Here is a 15613-nt window from a genome sequence, read left to right on the forward strand (position 1 = left end):
TGGTTCGTCCGGTTATCCACGCGTCCATTGCACAGGCGTGCAACAGGGGTTTGAATGGCCGGACGCGACGCGGCGTCAGTGAACCGGAGGTGCCCACAGGTGACGACAGCGACCGAGGCGAGGACCGTCTCCCCCACCGACGAGCGGGATGCCGCATCCGGAACCGTGGAACTCCAGCAGGTCACGAAGCGCTATGGCGACGCGACCGCGGTCGACGGCCTGTCGCTGACGATCCAGCCCGGGGAGTTCATCTCGCTGCTCGGCCCGTCGGGCTGCGGCAAGACGACGACGCTGCGCATGATCGCCGGGTTCGAGCAGCCCGACGCGGGCGACATCCGCATATCCGGACGATCCGTCCTGGGTGCGCCGCCCTACCGCCGCGATGTCAACACCGTGTTCCAGGCGTACGCGCTCTTCCCGCACATGACCGTGGCGGAGAACGTCGCCTACGGCCTGCAGCAGCGCCGCACGCCCAAGGCCGAGGTGCGGCAGCGCGTGGCCGAGGCGCTCGACCTCGTGCAGATGCGGCGCTTCGCCGACCGCAAGTCCACGCGGCTCTCGGGCGGCCAGCAGCAGCGCGTCGCACTCGCCCGGGCGCTCGTCAACCGCCCCTCGGTGCTGCTCCTCGACGAGCCGCTCGGCGCGCTCGACCGCCAGCTCCGCGAGGAGATGCAGCTCGAGCTGAAGCTGCTGCAGTCGCGGCTCGGCATCACGTTCGTCTTCGTCACGCACGACCAGGGCGAGGCCCTGTCGATGAGCGACCGCATCGCGATCATGCGCGACGGGCGCATCGAGCAGCTCGCCGACGCCGACACGATCTACGCCCGACCCGCTTCGGCGTACGTCGCCGCGTTCGTCGGACAGCAGAACTTCTTCCGCGGCACCGCGACGGAGGGCGGCTCGGCGGTGGACTCCGTGCACGGGCTCGTGCGCGGCATCCGCTCGGACCGTCTCGCACCCATCGCCGACGGCACGTCGGTGCAGGCGGCGGTGCGGCCCGAGTTCGTGCACATCGAGGCGGATGCCGCGGCCGGCGCCCCGGCGACCGGCGCCAACCGCGTGCAGGGCACCCTGCTCGGCGTCTCGCACCTGGGCGAGACCATGCAGTACCTCGTGCGACTCGGCGACGACCAGAGCCTCATCGCACGCCGCCCCACGCCGGAGGCCCCCGACCTCGCGGTGGGCTCGGCGGTCTCGTGCTCGTGGAGCGACGCGAGCGTGCAGGTCTTCCCCTCCGACGATGCAGCGGCCGCCGGCGGCTACGTCGCACCTCCCACGCACTGACGCCGACCCCGACCCGCACCACCGACCCCAGCAATCCGCCCGACCCCCAAGGAGCGACATGGCCGAGAAGTCCACCCCCATCCGGATCCTCGCGAGCGCCGAGCAGGTGCCGATCCTCCAGCGCGCGATCGACCGCCGCCGGTTCCTCAGCTTCGCGGCCGCCATGGGCGGCACCGCGTTCCTCGCAGCCTGCTCGTCGCCCGGCGGCAGCGCGTCGTCGGCGCCCGCCGCGACCGGTGGCGCGCTCGAGGGCTCGCTCAGCATCTACACCTGGGGCGACTACGACTCGCCCGACGTCGTCTCGGCGTTCACCTCGGAGCTCGGCCCGAAGGTCACGTTCGACTCGTACGGCTCGAACGAGGAGCTCATCTCCAAGCTCGTCGCCGCGAAGGGCACCTCGGGCTACGACATCATCGTGCCGACCGGCGCATTCATCCCGCAGATGATCGAGAACGGCATCATCCAGCCGCTCAACAAGGACCTGCTGCCGAACATCGAGCACATGGATCCGGACTTCCTCGGCCGCAGCTGGGACGCCGAGAACGAGTACTCGATCTGCAAGGCGTGGGGCACGACCGGCTTCGTCTACGACAAGACCGTCATCACGCGCGAGCTCAAGGACTGGAACGACTTCCTCGACGCGGCGCAGAACGAGGCGAGCGGCAAGACCAGCGTGCTCGACGACCCGGCCGAGGTGACCGGCCTCTACTACTGGGCGAACGGCATCGACTGGAACACGACCGACGAGGCCGACCTCGCCGCGTGCGAGGACTTCATCGTGAACACCCTCGCGCCGCACATCTCGGCGTTCGACTCCTACCCCGGCGGCCAGGCGATCCCGCAGGCCACCCAGGTGCTCATGCAGGCGTGGAACGGCGACGCTCGCATCGGCATCATGGAGAGCCCCGACCCCGACCGCTGGCAGTGGGTGCTCGGCTCGCCCGCGACCGAGCTGTGGATGGACAACTGGGCGATCCCGGTCGGCGCGCCGCACCCCGAGGCCGCGCACGCGTTCATCAACTGGACGATGGTGCCCGAGAACCAGCTCCAGCAGGTCGACTACATCGGCTACCACACCGGCGCCGCCGGCATCGAGGACGCCGCGAACGAGGCCGGCCTAGAGATGCTCGACCTCGTGTTCTTCACCGAGGAGCAGATCGCCACCATGCACGACGGCGAGGTCAACGAGGCGCAGCAGGTCAACGTCGACATCTGGAACAAGGCGAAGGCCGCCGCCGGTGCGTAGTCTCCGCCTGCCGAGCTTCGCCCTCGCGATCCCCGCGTGGGTGTGGCTCGTCACGTTCTTCGTCGTACCGGTCGGCGCGGTGCTGTACTTCAGCTTCGGCTACAAGCCGGGCATCTTCGGCACCCACGCCACCGACGTGCTGTCGTTCGACCGGTACGCCGAGGCCCTCTCGCCGACGTTCTTCGAGGTGTTCATGAACACCCTGTGGGTCGGCATCGCGGGCACCCTGCTGTGCCTGGCCATCGGTCTTCCGGTGGCGTACTGGATGGCCGTCAAGGCGCCGGCGAACCGACGCGGGCTGCTCATCGCGCTCGTCATGGTGCCGTACTGGACGAACTTCCTCGTGCGCACGATCGGCTGGCAGATCATCCTCGCTCCCGAAGGCTGGATGTCGCAGCTGCTGCAGACGGTCGGCATCACGGAGGGCCCGCTCGAGATCCTGTACACGCGCACCGCGGTGCTCATCGGCGTGGTCTACAACTACCTGCCGCTCATGATCCTGCCGCTGTTCGTCGCATTCGACCGCGTCGGTCCGGCGCTGCGGGAGGCGTCGAAGGACCTCGGCGCGAACCGGGTGGGCACGTTCGTGCGCGTCACGTTCCCGCTCGCCCGACCCGGCATCATCGTCGGCCTGCTGCTCGTCTACATCCCGCTCATGGGCGACTACATCACCGCGACGGTGCTCGGCGGCGCGCAGGGCAACATGGTCGGCCAGCTCGTGGCCAGCCAGTTCCAAGCCGCGCAGAACTGGGCGCTCGGATCCGCGATGGCGGTGCTGCTCATCCTCGTGATCATGATCTCGGCCGCGGCGATCGGGCTCCTCCTGTGGCTCGCCTCGCTGCCGTTCCGTGCCCGCACCCGCGTCGTCCTGGAGGCCCCGGCATGACCACCACCGCACCCGAGACGACGCTGACGGATGCCGCGCCCGGCCCGGCCGTGGCATCCGCCCCCCGCACCCCCGAGGCACCGGTCGTGCGCCGCGCCCGCCGTTCCCCGGTCGACATCGGGCTGACGGTGTGGAGCGTGCTCGTCTTCCTGTTCCTGTTCGCGCCGATCATCGTGATCCTCGTGTACTCGTTCAACAACGGGCGCCTGCTCATCGCATGGAACGAGTTCGGGTTCGAGCCCTACCGGGCGCTCTGGGAGAAGCCCGCCGTGCGCGACGCCGTCGCCGTGTCGCTGCGCACGGGCGCCATCGCGGCGGTGCTCTCGACGCTCCTCGGCACGCTCGCCGGCATCGCCCTGGCCCGGAAGCCCGGCAAGTGGGCGCTGTGGTTCGTCGGGCTGCTGCTGCTCGTGTCGGTCACGCCCGAGATCGTCGACGCCGTGTCGCTGCTGCCGTGGCTGGTGTTCCTCGGCCAGGACGCGGGGCTGTCGATCTTCAACGACGGCACCGTGCGCCTCGTGGTCGGCCACTCGCTGTTCTCGACCGCGGTCGTGACCTACATCGTGCGCGCTCGACTCGTCGGGCTCGACGCCCAGCTCGAGGAGGCCTCGGCCGACCTCTACGCGAAGCCGTTCACGACCTTCCGTCGCGTGACGCTGCCGCTCGCGATGCCCGCGGTGCTCGCCGGCCTGCTGCTGTCGTTCACGCTGAGCCTCGACAACACCGTCGTCGCGGCCTTCGTCCAGGTCTCCGGCTCCACGCCGTGGCCCGTGTACGTGCTGAGTGCGCTGCGCGGCGGCCTCCGCCCCGAGATTGCGGCGGTCTCGACCGTGATGCTGCTGCTCACCCTCGCGGCGCTCGCCCTCGTCGCGGTCGTGCTGAAGCGCGCCGGCGACTCGGCGACGCAGATCGCCCGCACGATGTCGGGCGGCTGAACCCCGCGCGGCCGCGGTCCGACCCGAACGCCGCGGCCGCGCGGCATCCGCCCCACCCCGCACCTCCGCTCCGCCCACTGTTGTCCCGCCCGCGATCCGAAGGAGTCCATCGCCATGACCCACGCCGACCTCGTCTTCACCGGCGGCCCCGTCTTCACGGCCGACACGGTCCGGTCGCGTGCGAGCGCGGTGGCCGTGCGCGGCGGTCGCATCGTCGCGGTCGGGTCCGACGACGACGTGCGCGACCTCGTCGGTGCGACGACGGAGGTCGTCGACCTGCGCGGGCGGCTGCTGGTCCCCGGCTTCCAGGATGCGCACGTCCACCCCGTCTGGGGCGGCCTCGACCTCATGCGCTGCGACCTGGCCGAGCTGTCGACGCAGGACGAGTACCTGTCGCGCATCGCGGAGTACTCGGCCGCGCACCCCGACGACGAGTGGGTGCTGGGGGGCGGATGGTCCATGTCGGCCTTCCCCGGGGGGACTCCGACCGCGGCGGCGCTCGACCGGGTCGTGCCGGACCGCCCGGCGTTCCTCCCCAACCGCGACGGCCACGGCGCCTGGGTGAACTCGGCTGCGCTGCGACTCGCGGGCATCGACCGCGACACCCTCGACCCCGCGGACGGCCGGATCGAGCGCGACGCCGACGGCAACCCGACCGGAACCCTGCACGAGGGCGCGATGTCGCTCGTGAACCGCCTGCTCCCCGAGACGAGCCTCGAGACGCTCACGCAGGCGGTGCTGCTCGGCCAGCGGTACCTGCACTCGTTCGGCGTCACCGCGTGGCAGGACGCGATCGTCGGCACCTACGGCGACGCCGGCGACCCCGGCCCCGCGTACGTCGCCGCCGCGAACGCCGGGAAGCTCACCGGCCGCGTCGTCGGCGCCATCTGGTGGGACCGCACGCGCGGGATCGAGCAGATCCCCGACCTCGTCGCCAAGCGCGACGCCTACCGTGCGGGTCGGTTCGCCGCGACGAGCATCAAGATCATGCAGGACGGCGTCGCCGAGAACTTCACCGCCTCGATGCTCGAGCCGTACTGCGACGGCCACGGGCACTCCACCGACAACTCGGGCATCTCGTTCGTCGACCCCGCGGTGCTGAACCCGGCCGCCGCCGAGCTCGACCGCCTCGGCTTCCAGCTGCACTTCCACGCGATCGGCGACCGCGCGGTGCGCGAGTGCCTCGACGCGGTCGAGCACGCGATCGCCGCGAACGGCCGCAACGACCACCGGCACCACATCGCGCACATCCAGGTCGTGCACCCGGAGGACATCCCGCGTTTCCGCCAGCTCGGCGTCGCGGCGAACATGCAGTCGCTGTGGGCGGCGCTCGAGCCGCAGATGGTCGAGCTCACGCTGCCGTTCCTCGGCGACCCCCGCAGCGCCTGGCAGTACCCGTTCGGCGACCTGCTCCGCTCGGGCGCGGTGCTCGCCGCCGGAAGCGACTGGTCGGTGTCGACGCCCGACCCGCTGGCCGCCATCCACACGGCCGTGAACCGGAAGTCGGCGCCCGCGTACGCCGAGGGCGACTACGAGGCGTTCCTGCCCGAGCAGGCCATCGACCTCGCGACCTCGCTCACGGCGTACACCGCGGGCTCGGCGTGGGTGAACCACCTCGACGACGTGACCGGCACGATCCAGGTGGGCAAGTACGCCGACCTCGTGGTGCTCGACCGCGACCCCTTCGCCGGTCCGGCCGACGAGATCGGAACCACCCGCGTCGAGCAGACCTTCGTCGAGGGCGAGCGCGTGTACGCGGCGGATGACGCGGGGGCGGTGCGCGCGGCCTGAGCCGCGCTCGTCACGCGAGGGTCGAAGGTCGAGCGATGCGTGGGCCGGGGCGTCAGGCGCCGAGCTGTGCTCGCACGGCGTCGTCGAAGCCGTCGACCTCGAGGGACCACTCCGGGCGTGCGAAGCGGTCGCGCTCGAGCCGGAGCAGCACCTCTCGCTCCACGTGCTCCGCACGGGAGACGACGCGCTTCTCCCCGTTCTCGACGTAGCCGAGGTGGCGCGACACCCCAAGCGAGCTCTCGTTCCAGTCGATCGCGCCCGACTCGGCGACCTCGGCGTCGAGGTGATCGAAGCAGAATGCGAGCACGGCGGCGCGCATCTCGATGCCGAGCCCGATGCCCTGGCGTGACGCCGTCAGCCACGACCCGGTCGAGACCGTCCGGAGTTCGGCGAACTGCAGTCCGCGCACGTCCTGGATCCCGATCGGCGCCCCGTCCTCGATCACCGCGAAGAGCAGGGTCCAGGCCTCGGGTGTCGTCCCGGCGCGCTCGCGCCACACGTAGCGCGCCAGCTCACGCCGCAGGATCTCGGGCGGCTGGTCGCTCCACGGGTGGGCGAACGGCATCACCGCCGGGTCGTGGATGCCTCGGATCGCCGCCTCGGCGAGCGAGGCGATGTCGTCGTCGCGGACGAGTCGGAGTTCGAGCCGGGGCGTGCGCAGGGTGAGGCCGAAGAGCGGCCAGGCGTCCACGAGGTCCATGGCACGACGATAGCCATGACGTACCGGGGCCGGCTCAGCCCTCGCAGGCCGCCTGGAGCTCCCCGACCGCCGAGGCGAGCGCGCTGAGGCCGGCCTGCAGGGTCGCCGGGTCGGCGGTCGCCGGGTCCTGCGCTGCGGCGCGGGCCTGGTCGAAGAACGAGGTCGCCGCGTCCGCGGCGTCCTCGGCCGCCGGCCGGAGCTCCGCATTCGTGACCGCGTCGGTCGCTGCGACGATCGCGGACTCGACCTCGTCCATCGTGGCGATCGCCGCGTCGGGATCGTCGACGAGGTCGCTCTGGAGTGCCGCGCCGTCCACCGAGGAGAGCTCGTCGAGTCCGGTGCGGAGTTCCGTGCACGCCTCGTCGACCGTCTGGTCGGAACCTGCCGACGCTCCGTCCGATCCGGTCCGGGTTCCGCCCCCGGGCGCCCCGGTGCAGCCGGCGAGCAGGAGCATCGCGATCGCCGGGACGGCGAGCGCGGACGTGGTGCGCAGGGTCATGTTCGGGTCCTCCGTTCGAGTCCGCGGCGGCGGACCGGAACAGACTGCCACGGTGCGGCCACTCGGCGCGCGGTCTCCCAGCAACTTCGCGGATCGACCGGTCGCCGCCTCGATCATCACGCGGTATATCGTCGCGAGGCCCGGAGGGAACCCCCGCGCGGAGCCGAATGCCGGATCAGCGCCCGTCGTCGCGACCGACCCCGGCATCGCGCGCGAGCGCGATGGCCTCGTCGCGATCGGCGACGTGGAGCTTGGTGAAGATGTTGGAGATGTGGTTCCGGACCGTCTTCGGGCTCACGTAGAGCTCGCGGGCGATCTCCTGGTTGCGGGCGCCCGACGCGATCAGCTCCAGGACCTGGCGCTCGCGGGCGGTCAGCGTGGGGAACGCCTCGTCCGTCGCGCCCCGCGCCCGCTCCGCGGAGAAGTAGGCGAGCACCCGCCCCGCGATGCCGGAGCCGAACACGGCGTCGCCGGCGGCGACGGCCTCGGTGGCGCGAGCGATCTCCTCCGGGGTCGCGCCCTTCAACAGGTACCCCCGTGCCCCGGCCCGCATCGCGGCGAAGACGGAATCGTGGTCGTCGACCATCGTCAGGACGAGCACGGCCACATGCGGACTCGCCCGCACGATCGCGCGAGTCGCCTCGATCCCGCTGAGGGTCGGGAGGTTGACGTCCATGAGCACGACGTCGGGCTGGAGGCGTTCCGCCTCCCGCACGGCGTCGGGACCGTCGGGCGACGCACCGACGACCTCGATCGTCGGCACCGCGGCGAACACGCCGACGAGCCCGTCGCGGTACACGGGGTGGTCGTCGACCACGAGCACCCGGATCCGGTCCTCCGTCATCCCGGCCGCCCCTCACGCTCGAGCCGGATCGGGAGCGAGGCCCGGACCGTCGTCCCGCCGCCCCGCCTCGCCACGACCTCGCACGAACCGCCGAGCTCGTCCGCGCGCTCGCGCATGGACCTCAGCCCGACGCCTGCGGAGGTTGCGTCGTCGACGCCGTCGACGCCGTCGCCGTCGTCCGAGACCTCGATCCGCAGTGCGCCGTCGGCGGCGAGGATCCGCACGAGCACCGAGGACGCGCCGCTGTGCCGAGCGGCGTTCGTCATCGCCTCGGTCGTGATCCGGTACGCGGCGACTTCGGTCGCCGCCGGCAGCACGCTCCCGCGCGTCCGGATGTCCAGCGTCACCCGACCGGGCAGGAGCGAATCGGCGCGCTCGCGCACGGCGCCGGCGAGCCCGAGGTCGTCGAGCGCGGGCGGGCGGAGGTCGTCGACGATCCGACGGATGTCGAGCACGGCGTCGCGGATGCCGCTCTCGAGCCTGGTCGCACGCTCCTCGGCCCCATCCGTGCCGACGGGGAGCGAGCGCCTCAGGTTCCCCGCCTGGAGGGCGAGCGCGGCCAGCGCCGACCCGATGCCGTCGTGGATGTCGCGTCGGAGTCGTCGTCGTTCCTCTTCCCTGGCGAGCACGAGCTGCTCGCGCGACGACTGCAGGTCCTCCGCCAGCTGCACGGCCCGGACGGTCCCGGCGACCTGTCGCGCGAGGTCCTCGAGCACGCGCCGGTCGGCGGCCGAGAACGGCTCGCCACGGCTGCGGCGCCCGACTTCGAGGATGCCGATCGACTCACCCTGGTGCACGAGCTCGAACTCCTGCGGTTCGGTCGTCCGCGTGCCGTAGGCCGCGATCGGATGCGCGGATCCGGCCGTGACGACGGCGACGTACGGCACTCGAAGCGCCTCGCCGACGCCGGTGGTCACGGCGGGCAGCAGGTCCTCGGCGACGGCGGTGTCGGAGACTCGCCGGGCGAGGCGGGACATCGCCCGAGCTGGGTCGTCGCGGTCGCCGTACATCAGCCGGTTCACGACGCGCTGCAGCCACTCCCGCAGGGGGTAGGCGGCGATCGCGACGACGAGCACGACGAGCACCGAGACCCGCCAGTCGGCGGGGGTCGGGGCGACCGACCCCACCGCGAGCACGACGGCCCCGTAGACGGCGAGGGCGGTGATCGTGAGCGCACCGTAGACGAGCGTCCGATTGATGACGAGGTCGATGTCGTAGAGCCGGTACTTCACGATCGCGATCGTGACCGCCAGGAGCACCAGTGCGAGCGGCCCCCAACCGAGGAGGATGGCGACGACGGGCGACCAGTCGCCCCACCCCACGCCGGCGGCACCCGTCGCGAACAGCACGGCCCATCCGACGGCTGCGATGGCCGCCGCCCAGAGCATCCACCGCAGCTGCTCGCGCTCGTCGCCGCGAGCGCGACGTCGCCGCACGAGGACCGCGGCCCAGCCGGTCCCGATCGCGAGCGGGGTCAGCACCATGAGCAGCGCGAGCGGGAGGGCGGCGTCGGTTCGGATCGCCCGTGGGACGTCGACGAAGTCGACCGGCTCGGACGGGTAGAGCGCGTATCCGACGGTGGCGAGGACGAGCCACACGATCAGCGCGATCACCACCGGCCGCCACCGCCGGCTCGGCGGCCGGCCGTCGGGGAAGAGCAGCGGCACGAAGGTGAGCAGCGCGATCATCGCCGGGTACCAGGTCCACTCGGCGAACCAGGCCGCGACCTCCACGCCGGGCAGGCTCCCGGGAGCGAGGTACCACCCCTCGATCACGATCCACCTCGCGGCGGTGTCCAGGATGATGCTGCCGGAGGCGACCATGATGATCCAGCCGATCGGGTGCCGCGGAAGGCGTCGGAGGATGATCGCGGCCGGGACCCCGATGAACGGGACGAACACCGCGCCGCCGACGTAGAACGGCAGCTGGTCGACGATGGCGACGGGCAGGTCGTCCCGCTCGAGGAGGACGAGGACCGCGAGGGCGACGGCCGACGTGAACGCGATCGCACACACGACCCACGCCCACATGCTGGGCGACCGGAGCACGTTCATCGCGTCGACGCCTCCTCCGCTGGACGCGGCCTCAGCCTTGGGGCTCAGTATCCACCACGGCCGTGGCGACGGCGACCCATGCCACCGCGAACAGCAGCGGGAACATGCCCAGCATCCACGCGACGGGGAGGAGCGGGGCGACCACGAAACCGGCCCACGCGAGCCACCTCGGCAGCCGTCGCGAGCGCCAGGCGGTGACGCCGAACGCGACCAGCAGCAGTGAGAGTCCGATGGTGCCCACGTTGAACAACTGGCTCGCGAGCATCTCGAGGCCGTACCCGACCTCGGGCACCGGTGGGAAGCCGCCGTCGACGGTACCGGCGGCGACGTGCGCGCCGGCGGACGAGGCGGCCCCGGCCACGAGCGACCCGACCGCGACGATCGCGGCACCGACGACGCCGAGCTGCCCACCGATCGACGGTGAGGTGCGTCCGACGTCGACCGATCGCCGCAGGAATGCCGCGGACCAGGCGACGAGGAGACCGGCGAGCGGGAAGAGCACGACGCCGACCAATGACGTCAGGTTGAGCCGCACGTCGTCGGAATGGGCCGCGGCGAAGTCGTCGAGCGTGCTGCCCTCGTAGACATAGGGCGGCAGGGTGAAGACGACGGTGCCGGCGGCGAACACGACGAGGAATGCGGAGCCGAGCAGCCGTGTCGGCTGGAATCGGCGCCGGGTCCGCGTCGTCGAAATGGCGGGGTCGTCGGCTCGCGTGGACATGGCGGGCTCCTTCCGTGATGATTCGATGCCTCCACGTTCGCCGTCCCGATGTCCCGATCGCACGGGACCATCGGTCCCATTTCGGTGCTGAACGGCTCGAATAACAGAATTCACGTCGTTCTTCATCGCGGTCCGATCCATCTGATCGGCTCGAGCGCGGAGAATGCGATGTTCGTGCAGAACTTTCGGCGGTCTTCGGTTTGCGCCATCCGGGTGCGCATGTGAGCATGAGGCATGGTCACCGCCGATCGAGCCCGCCTCGCGACCCCGCCCGCCGCGTATGCCGCCGCGCCCGAGCCCGGGCCCGACGAGGTCGACGCGCTGACGCTCGGCCGCCGCATCCGCGAGCGCCGCCTGGCCGCCGGCATGACGCTGGGTCAGCTCGCCGCGGCGATCGACCGGGCGCCGTCCCAGGTGAGCGCGATCGAGAACGGCAAGCGCGAACCGCGGCTGTCGATGCTCCGCACCATCGCGCTCGCCCTCGGCACGACGGCCGACGAGCTGCTGCGACCGGATGCCCCCTCCGAACGTGCCGCGCTCGAGATCGCCGTCGAGCGCGCGCAGCGCGGACCGGTGTTCTCCGCGCTCGGCCTCGAGCCGTTCCGCGTGGCGAAGACGATGAACGACCAGACGCTCGAGACCATCCTCGCGCTCCACAACGAGATCGATCGGCTGCACCGCGAGCGCGCGGCGACGCCGGAGGAGGCCCGTCGGGCGAACGCGCAGCTGCGCGCCGAGATGCGGGCTCGCGACAACTTCTACCCCGAGCTCGAGGCGAAGGCTGCCGAGCTGCTCGAGGCCGTCGGCCACGCGGGCGGCCCGGTGTCGCACCAGCTCGTCGCCGACATGGCGAGCCACCTGGGGTATTCGCTGCACTACGTCGGCGACCTGCCGCACTCGACGCGCTCGGTGACCGACAAGCGGCACGGCCGCATCTACCTGCCGACCCAGCAGTCGCCGTCGCGCGACTCGCGCTCGCCGATCCTGCAGGCGCTCGCCTCGCACCTGCTCGGCCACGAGGAGCCCGGCAACTACGGCGACTTCCTCCGCCAGCGCATCGAGACCAACTACCTCACGGCCGCGATCCTGCTGCCCGAGCAGGCGGCCGTCCGTTACCTGACCGAGGCGAAGAACCTCCGCCGCATCTCGATGGAGGAGCTCCGCGACCACTTCGCGGTCTCGTACGAGACGGCGGCGCACCGGTTCACGAACCTCGCGACGGCGCGCCTCGACATCCCCGTGCATTTCATGAAGGTGCACGAGTCGGGCACCATCATCAAGGCGTACGAGAACGACTCGGTGCGCTTCCCCTCCGACGCGCTCGGCGCCGTCGAGGGCACGACGGTGTGCCGCAACTGGACGGCCCGCACGGTGTTCGACGTCGAGGACCGCTTCAGCCCGTGGTACCAGTACACGGACACCACGTCGGGCACGTTCTGGTGCACCTCGCGCATCGAGAAGGCCAAGGAGGGCGAGTACTCGGTCTCGGTCGGGGTGCCGTTCGAGCACGTGAAGTGGTTCCGCGGTCGCGAGACACCGCATCGTGCGGTGTCGCGCTGCCCCGACGAGTCGTGCTGCCGACGCGCGCCCGACGAGCTGTCGGGCAAGTGGGCGGATGCCTCCTGGCCGGCCGCCCGCACGCCGACCTCCCTGCTCGCGGCCCTGCCGACCGGCACCTTCCCGGGCGTCGACCAGACCGAGGTGTACCAGTTCCTCGAGGCGCACGCGCCTCGAGGTTGAGCCCGCACGGCGGGCAGGCTCAGGTCTCGCGGGCAGCGAGGTCGCGGAACCACGCGAGCCCGGCGCGGTGCGCCATGAGCCCGTAGTCGAGCGTCGCGCGCTGGTAGCGGAACACCTCGCGGTACTCGTCGGGCACGGCGTCGGCCTGCTCGTCGAGCGCGGCCGCGAACTCCTCCAGACGCGTGAGCTCGCGTTCGACCTCCGAGGTGATGTGATCGAGGATCTCGCGTCGCTCGTCGACGTCCTCCACGAGGCCGAGCAGGAACAGCCGGCTGAGCGCGGCGACCTCGAGGTCGCCGCCGGCGAGCGGCGAGCGGACCCAGGCGTGGAACGCCGCGACACCATCGTCGGTGATCGTGTGGATCTTCTTGTTGCGGCCGCCCTCGACGACTCCCTCGACGGTCACGTATCCGGACGCGACGAGTCCGCGGAGCGCGCTCTGCAGGCTGCCGAAGCTCGCCCGGTAGAACAGCGACGGCCCGCGCTGGAACTGGGTGTTCAGCGAGTACAGCGTCTGCGGGCCGAGCAGCATCAGCAGCCCGAGGATCACGTGGCCCATCCGGTGCTCCCTCCGCGACCACCGCCGGTCACGCCCGCCTCTTGTCGGCGGCCGATCGGCGACGTATATTCCTACTGGTGATATCCCTAGTCGTGATATCACGATTCGAGACGAGAGGATTCTCGCAGATGGCGCGCACCGAGTCGTTCGCCACACGCCTGGACCGACACCTCGACCGCGTCACGCGAGGTCGCGGCGAGCTCGGACCACCCCAGGTCGCGGTCCACGCACCCGCGCTCGGCATCGACTACCGCTTCGGCGACGCCGGCGCCCGGTTCCACGTCGCGAGCGTCGGCAAGCTCGCCACGGCGACGCTCGTCGCGCAGCTCGTCGAGCAGCGGGCGTTCGCGTTCGACACCCCGGTGGCCGAGTTGCTCCCTCGCGATGAGATCGCGGGCCTCTTCGAGACGACCTCGTCGACGGATGCCGCGGGCGGAGCAACGGTCGACCACCTGCTGTCTCACACGTCAGGTGTTGCCGACTACTTCGACGGGCCGGTCACGACAGGTGCTCGGCTGCGCGATCTCGTCACCGCCGAACCGGACCGGTTCTGGTCACCGGCCGACCTGCTCGCGTTCAGCCGGGAGCGTCAGCGACCGGTCGGCCGCCCCGGCGATCGCTTCCGCTACTCGGACACCGGCTTCGTCCTGCTCGGCCGAATCGTCGAGGAGTCGACCGGGCGGGCCTTTCACGACGTGCTGCAAAAGCGTGTCTTCCGGCCGGCGCGGATGCTCGACAGCGCGCTCCTCTTCCATTCCGTGCCCGACCGGGACCGTGTCGTCGGCGCCTCCGACGGCGACTCGGTCGACGGACGCGGCACCGGTGCCGGGCCCGCCGCGCCCCCACGCACGGCGATCGCGCCGCTCAGGCTCGGCCGCGTCGAGGCGAGCCGATTCACGAGCCTCAGCTGCGACTGGGCCGGCGGCGGCATCGTGAGCACGCCCGGCGACCTGCTCGCCTTCAGCCGTGCACTCCATGACGGCACGCTGATCGCGCCGGCGACGCTCGCGTACCTCGCCGAGCCGCGCAACCGGTTCCGTCCGGGCATCCGGTACGGAGCAGGCATGATGCAGATCCGCTTCGGCGGGCTCTCGCCGTTCCTGGCGGGCCTCCCCCGTCCGACCGGCCACATCGGCGTGCTCGCGACGCACGTGTTCCACGATGCGGCGCACGGCGCCGACATCGTCCTGAACTTCGCGTCGACCCGCGAGATGCGCCGCAGCTTCCTGACCCTCATCCAGATCGAGCGTGCGCTGCAGCGGGCCGCTCGCGCGTGATCGCGCGGCCCGGGAGCGGCGCACGACACTCACCCGGCACGTCGCCCTCACCGTGGATGAGGATCCGCGTGTCGGGCCGCACACGGCGCCGAGCCACTGATGCCCTTGCACGAGTGACGGGCCCGGCCCGGCTCACTCCGCGCGGTACCCCCGCACCGCGTGCACCGCGAACGACTCGGGGTAGCGGGCCGCGGCGGGCGGCTCGGGCGGGAACGCGTAGACGTTGAGCATGAGCTGCATCGGGTACTGCGGCGACTGCGCGACGCGCTTGCGCACGAGGCCGTCGATCGAGAACACGACCTCGTCGGGTCGCCAGTCGACGGCGTAGCGGTGCGGTTCGCGCACGTCCTCGTGCACGCGCACCTGCTCGAAGTCGTCGGTGATGGACGGGTCGTTGAACGGATGCACCCCCATGCCGACGACCGCACTGCCGTCGTCGGCGATGTCGCGACCGAAGATCTCGAAGACGCAGATCTCGGCCGACTGCGACGGCTCGTCCTCGAGGCCGATCATCCAGAGCGCCGCCATGGCGTGCTCGTCGATGGCGTCGATCGCGGCGACGATCTCGACGCGGCCGAAGTGCGGGGTGAACAGCCGTCGGTCGCGCTGGGCCTCACGCACCACCAGGTCGTCGCGGAACGGATGCTGACCAGTGGTCGAACCCACCGGCCCCGAGCGCACGGCGGTCTGAAGGTTCGACACCTGCGTCGTGCCGTCGTACTCGATCGACCACGACGGCTGGTCGGCGTCGACCCGCAGGCGCAGCACGCCGTCGGCAACGTCGTATCGCGCGCGCGTGCGCTCGCGGCTGGACCACTGGGGCAGGTAGTGCGGGATCCACTGCTCGAGGTCGAGCTCGGGACCGGAGAGATCGGCGTCGAACTCGAGCAGGTCGGGGGCGGGCGGCGGCACGGGAGGAGCGGGCGGCACAGCGGGCATGCGGTCGATCCTCGCCGACGCCACCGACACGAGGGACCTTCATCCACAGCTGCGCGGGGACGGCCGGCGAACCCCGGCCACCCTGTCCGATCGCCGTCGCCCATCCCGACGATCCGCCTATTGTCCACCTGTGCAATA

Annotated in this window: 14 protein-coding genes; 7 read left to right on the plus strand and 7 right to left on the minus strand. The window is 71.4% G+C overall.

The features are described from left to right. Window positions 1-99: 99 nt before the first annotated feature. From ACSJD1_RS07110 to ACSJD1_RS07130, 5 genes are all read left to right on the plus strand, one after another. The gene (locus ACSJD1_RS07110; RefSeq protein ID WP_438854619.1) at window positions 100-1284 is read left to right on the plus strand and encodes an ABC transporter ATP-binding protein; all 1185 of its coding nucleotides are present in this window, start codon (window positions 100-102) and stop codon (window positions 1282-1284) included. 58 nt (window positions 1285-1342) lie between these two features. Next, on the plus strand, window positions 1343-2530 hold the full coding sequence (locus ACSJD1_RS07115) for a polyamine ABC transporter substrate-binding protein (protein WP_438854620.1): 1188 nt from the start codon (window positions 1343-1345) through the stop codon (window positions 2528-2530). Beyond that, window positions 2523-3416, plus strand: a complete 894-nt coding sequence (locus ACSJD1_RS07120) for an ABC transporter permease (protein WP_438854621.1) — start codon at window positions 2523-2525, stop codon at window positions 3414-3416. The genes ACSJD1_RS07115 and ACSJD1_RS07120 overlap by 8 nt, the downstream gene beginning before the upstream one ends. Next, on the plus strand, window positions 3413-4351 hold the full coding sequence (locus ACSJD1_RS07125; RefSeq protein WP_438854622.1) for an ABC transporter permease: 939 nt from the start codon (window positions 3413-3415) through the stop codon (window positions 4349-4351). The genes ACSJD1_RS07120 and ACSJD1_RS07125 overlap by 4 nt, the downstream gene beginning before the upstream one ends. A gap of 114 nt (window positions 4352-4465) precedes the next feature. After that, on the plus strand, window positions 4466-6142 hold the full coding sequence (locus tag ACSJD1_RS07130; protein ID WP_438854623.1) for an amidohydrolase: 1677 nt from the start codon (window positions 4466-4468) through the stop codon (window positions 6140-6142). Window positions 6143-6194: 52 nt separating this feature from the next. Here the strand turns inward: ACSJD1_RS07130 and ACSJD1_RS07135 are convergent, their stop codons facing one another. The 5 genes from ACSJD1_RS07135 to ACSJD1_RS07155 all read right to left on the minus strand — a co-directional run bounded on the left by ACSJD1_RS07135 (window position 6195) and on the right by ACSJD1_RS07155 (window position 10960). Then, window positions 6195-6842: a GNAT family N-acetyltransferase gene (locus ACSJD1_RS07135; protein WP_438854624.1), complete on the minus strand. Its 648-nt coding sequence runs from the start codon at window positions 6840-6842 to the stop codon at window positions 6195-6197. A gap of 34 nt (window positions 6843-6876) precedes the next feature. Then, window positions 6877-7341, minus strand: a complete 465-nt coding sequence (locus tag ACSJD1_RS07140; protein WP_438854625.1) for a hypothetical protein — start codon at window positions 7339-7341, stop codon at window positions 6877-6879. A gap of 175 nt (window positions 7342-7516) precedes the next feature. Next, entirely contained in the window at window positions 7517-8185 is a 669-nt protein-coding gene (locus ACSJD1_RS07145) for a response regulator (RefSeq protein WP_438854626.1), read from the minus strand. Then, window positions 8182-10239 (minus strand): sensor histidine kinase, encoded by a 2058-nt coding sequence (locus tag ACSJD1_RS07150; protein ID WP_438854627.1) that lies wholly within the window; start codon window positions 10237-10239, stop codon window positions 8182-8184. Before ACSJD1_RS07150 ends, ACSJD1_RS07145 begins: the two co-directional genes overlap by 4 nt. A gap of 31 nt (window positions 10240-10270) precedes the next feature. Next, complete coding sequence (locus ACSJD1_RS07155; protein WP_438854628.1) at window positions 10271-10960, minus strand: hypothetical protein; 690 nt, start codon at window positions 10958-10960, stop codon at window positions 10271-10273. A gap of 234 nt (window positions 10961-11194) precedes the next feature. Here ACSJD1_RS07155 and ACSJD1_RS07160 point away from each other — a divergent pair, with 234 nt between their 5' ends. Beyond that, window positions 11195-12700: a helix-turn-helix domain-containing protein gene (locus ACSJD1_RS07160; RefSeq protein ID WP_438854629.1), complete on the plus strand. Its 1506-nt coding sequence runs from the start codon at window positions 11195-11197 to the stop codon at window positions 12698-12700. Window positions 12701-12719: 19 nt separating this feature from the next. On the opposite strand, the gene ACSJD1_RS07165 is transcribed toward ACSJD1_RS07160, so the two are convergent. Beyond that, the gene (locus ACSJD1_RS07165; RefSeq protein WP_438854630.1) at window positions 12720-13259 is read right to left on the minus strand and encodes a hypothetical protein; all 540 of its coding nucleotides are present in this window, start codon (window positions 13257-13259) and stop codon (window positions 12720-12722) included. A 128-nt stretch (window positions 13260-13387) separates the two neighbouring features. Between ACSJD1_RS07165 and ACSJD1_RS07170 the strand changes: the two genes are divergently transcribed. Then, window positions 13388-14536 (plus strand): serine hydrolase domain-containing protein, encoded by a 1149-nt coding sequence (locus ACSJD1_RS07170; protein ID WP_438854631.1) that lies wholly within the window; start codon window positions 13388-13390, stop codon window positions 14534-14536. Between the two features lie 132 nt (window positions 14537-14668). On the opposite strand, the gene ACSJD1_RS07175 is transcribed toward ACSJD1_RS07170, so the two are convergent. Then, the gene (locus tag ACSJD1_RS07175; RefSeq protein ID WP_438854632.1) at window positions 14669-15475 is read right to left on the minus strand and encodes a glycoside hydrolase family 16 protein; all 807 of its coding nucleotides are present in this window, start codon (window positions 15473-15475) and stop codon (window positions 14669-14671) included. Between the last annotated feature and the right edge of the window lie 138 nt (window positions 15476-15613).

It is taken from the genome of Agromyces excoecariae, from assembly GCF_051715505.1.
In the GTDB taxonomy this organism is placed as follows: Bacteria; Actinomycetota; Actinomycetes; order Actinomycetales; family Microbacteriaceae; genus Agromyces.

Coding starts and splice junctions, on each gene's coding strand:
- ACSJD1_RS07115 (WP_438854620.1), top strand. CDS start 1,343: ATGGCCGAGAAGTCCACCCCCATCCGGATCCTCGCGAGCGCCGAGCAG.
- ACSJD1_RS07125 (WP_438854622.1), top strand. CDS start 3,413: ATGACCACCACCGCACCCGAGACGACGCTGACGGATGCCGCGCCCGGC.
- ACSJD1_RS07130 (WP_438854623.1), top strand. CDS start 4,466: ATGACCCACGCCGACCTCGTCTTCACCGGCGGCCCCGTCTTCACGGCC.
- ACSJD1_RS07135 (WP_438854624.1), bottom strand. CDS start 6,842: ATGGACCTCGTGGACGCCTGGCCGCTCTTCGGCCTCACCCTGCGCACG.
- ACSJD1_RS07140 (WP_438854625.1), bottom strand. CDS start 7,341: ATGACCCTGCGCACCACGTCCGCGCTCGCCGTCCCGGCGATCGCGATG.
- ACSJD1_RS07145 (WP_438854626.1), bottom strand. CDS start 8,185: ATGACGGAGGACCGGATCCGGGTGCTCGTGGTCGACGACCACCCCGTG.
- ACSJD1_RS07150 (WP_438854627.1), bottom strand. CDS start 10,239: ATGAACGTGCTCCGGTCGCCCAGCATGTGGGCGTGGGTCGTGTGTGCG.
- ACSJD1_RS07155 (WP_438854628.1), bottom strand. CDS start 10,960: ATGTCCACGCGAGCCGACGACCCCGCCATTTCGACGACGCGGACCCGG.
- ACSJD1_RS07160 (WP_438854629.1), top strand. CDS start 11,195: ATGGTCACCGCCGATCGAGCCCGCCTCGCGACCCCGCCCGCCGCGTAT.
- ACSJD1_RS07165 (WP_438854630.1), bottom strand. CDS start 13,259: ATGGGCCACGTGATCCTCGGGCTGCTGATGCTGCTCGGCCCGCAGACG.
- ACSJD1_RS07170 (WP_438854631.1), top strand. CDS start 13,388: ATGGCGCGCACCGAGTCGTTCGCCACACGCCTGGACCGACACCTCGAC.
- ACSJD1_RS07175 (WP_438854632.1), bottom strand. CDS start 15,475: ATGCCCGCTGTGCCGCCCGCTCCTCCCGTGCCGCCGCCCGCCCCCGAC.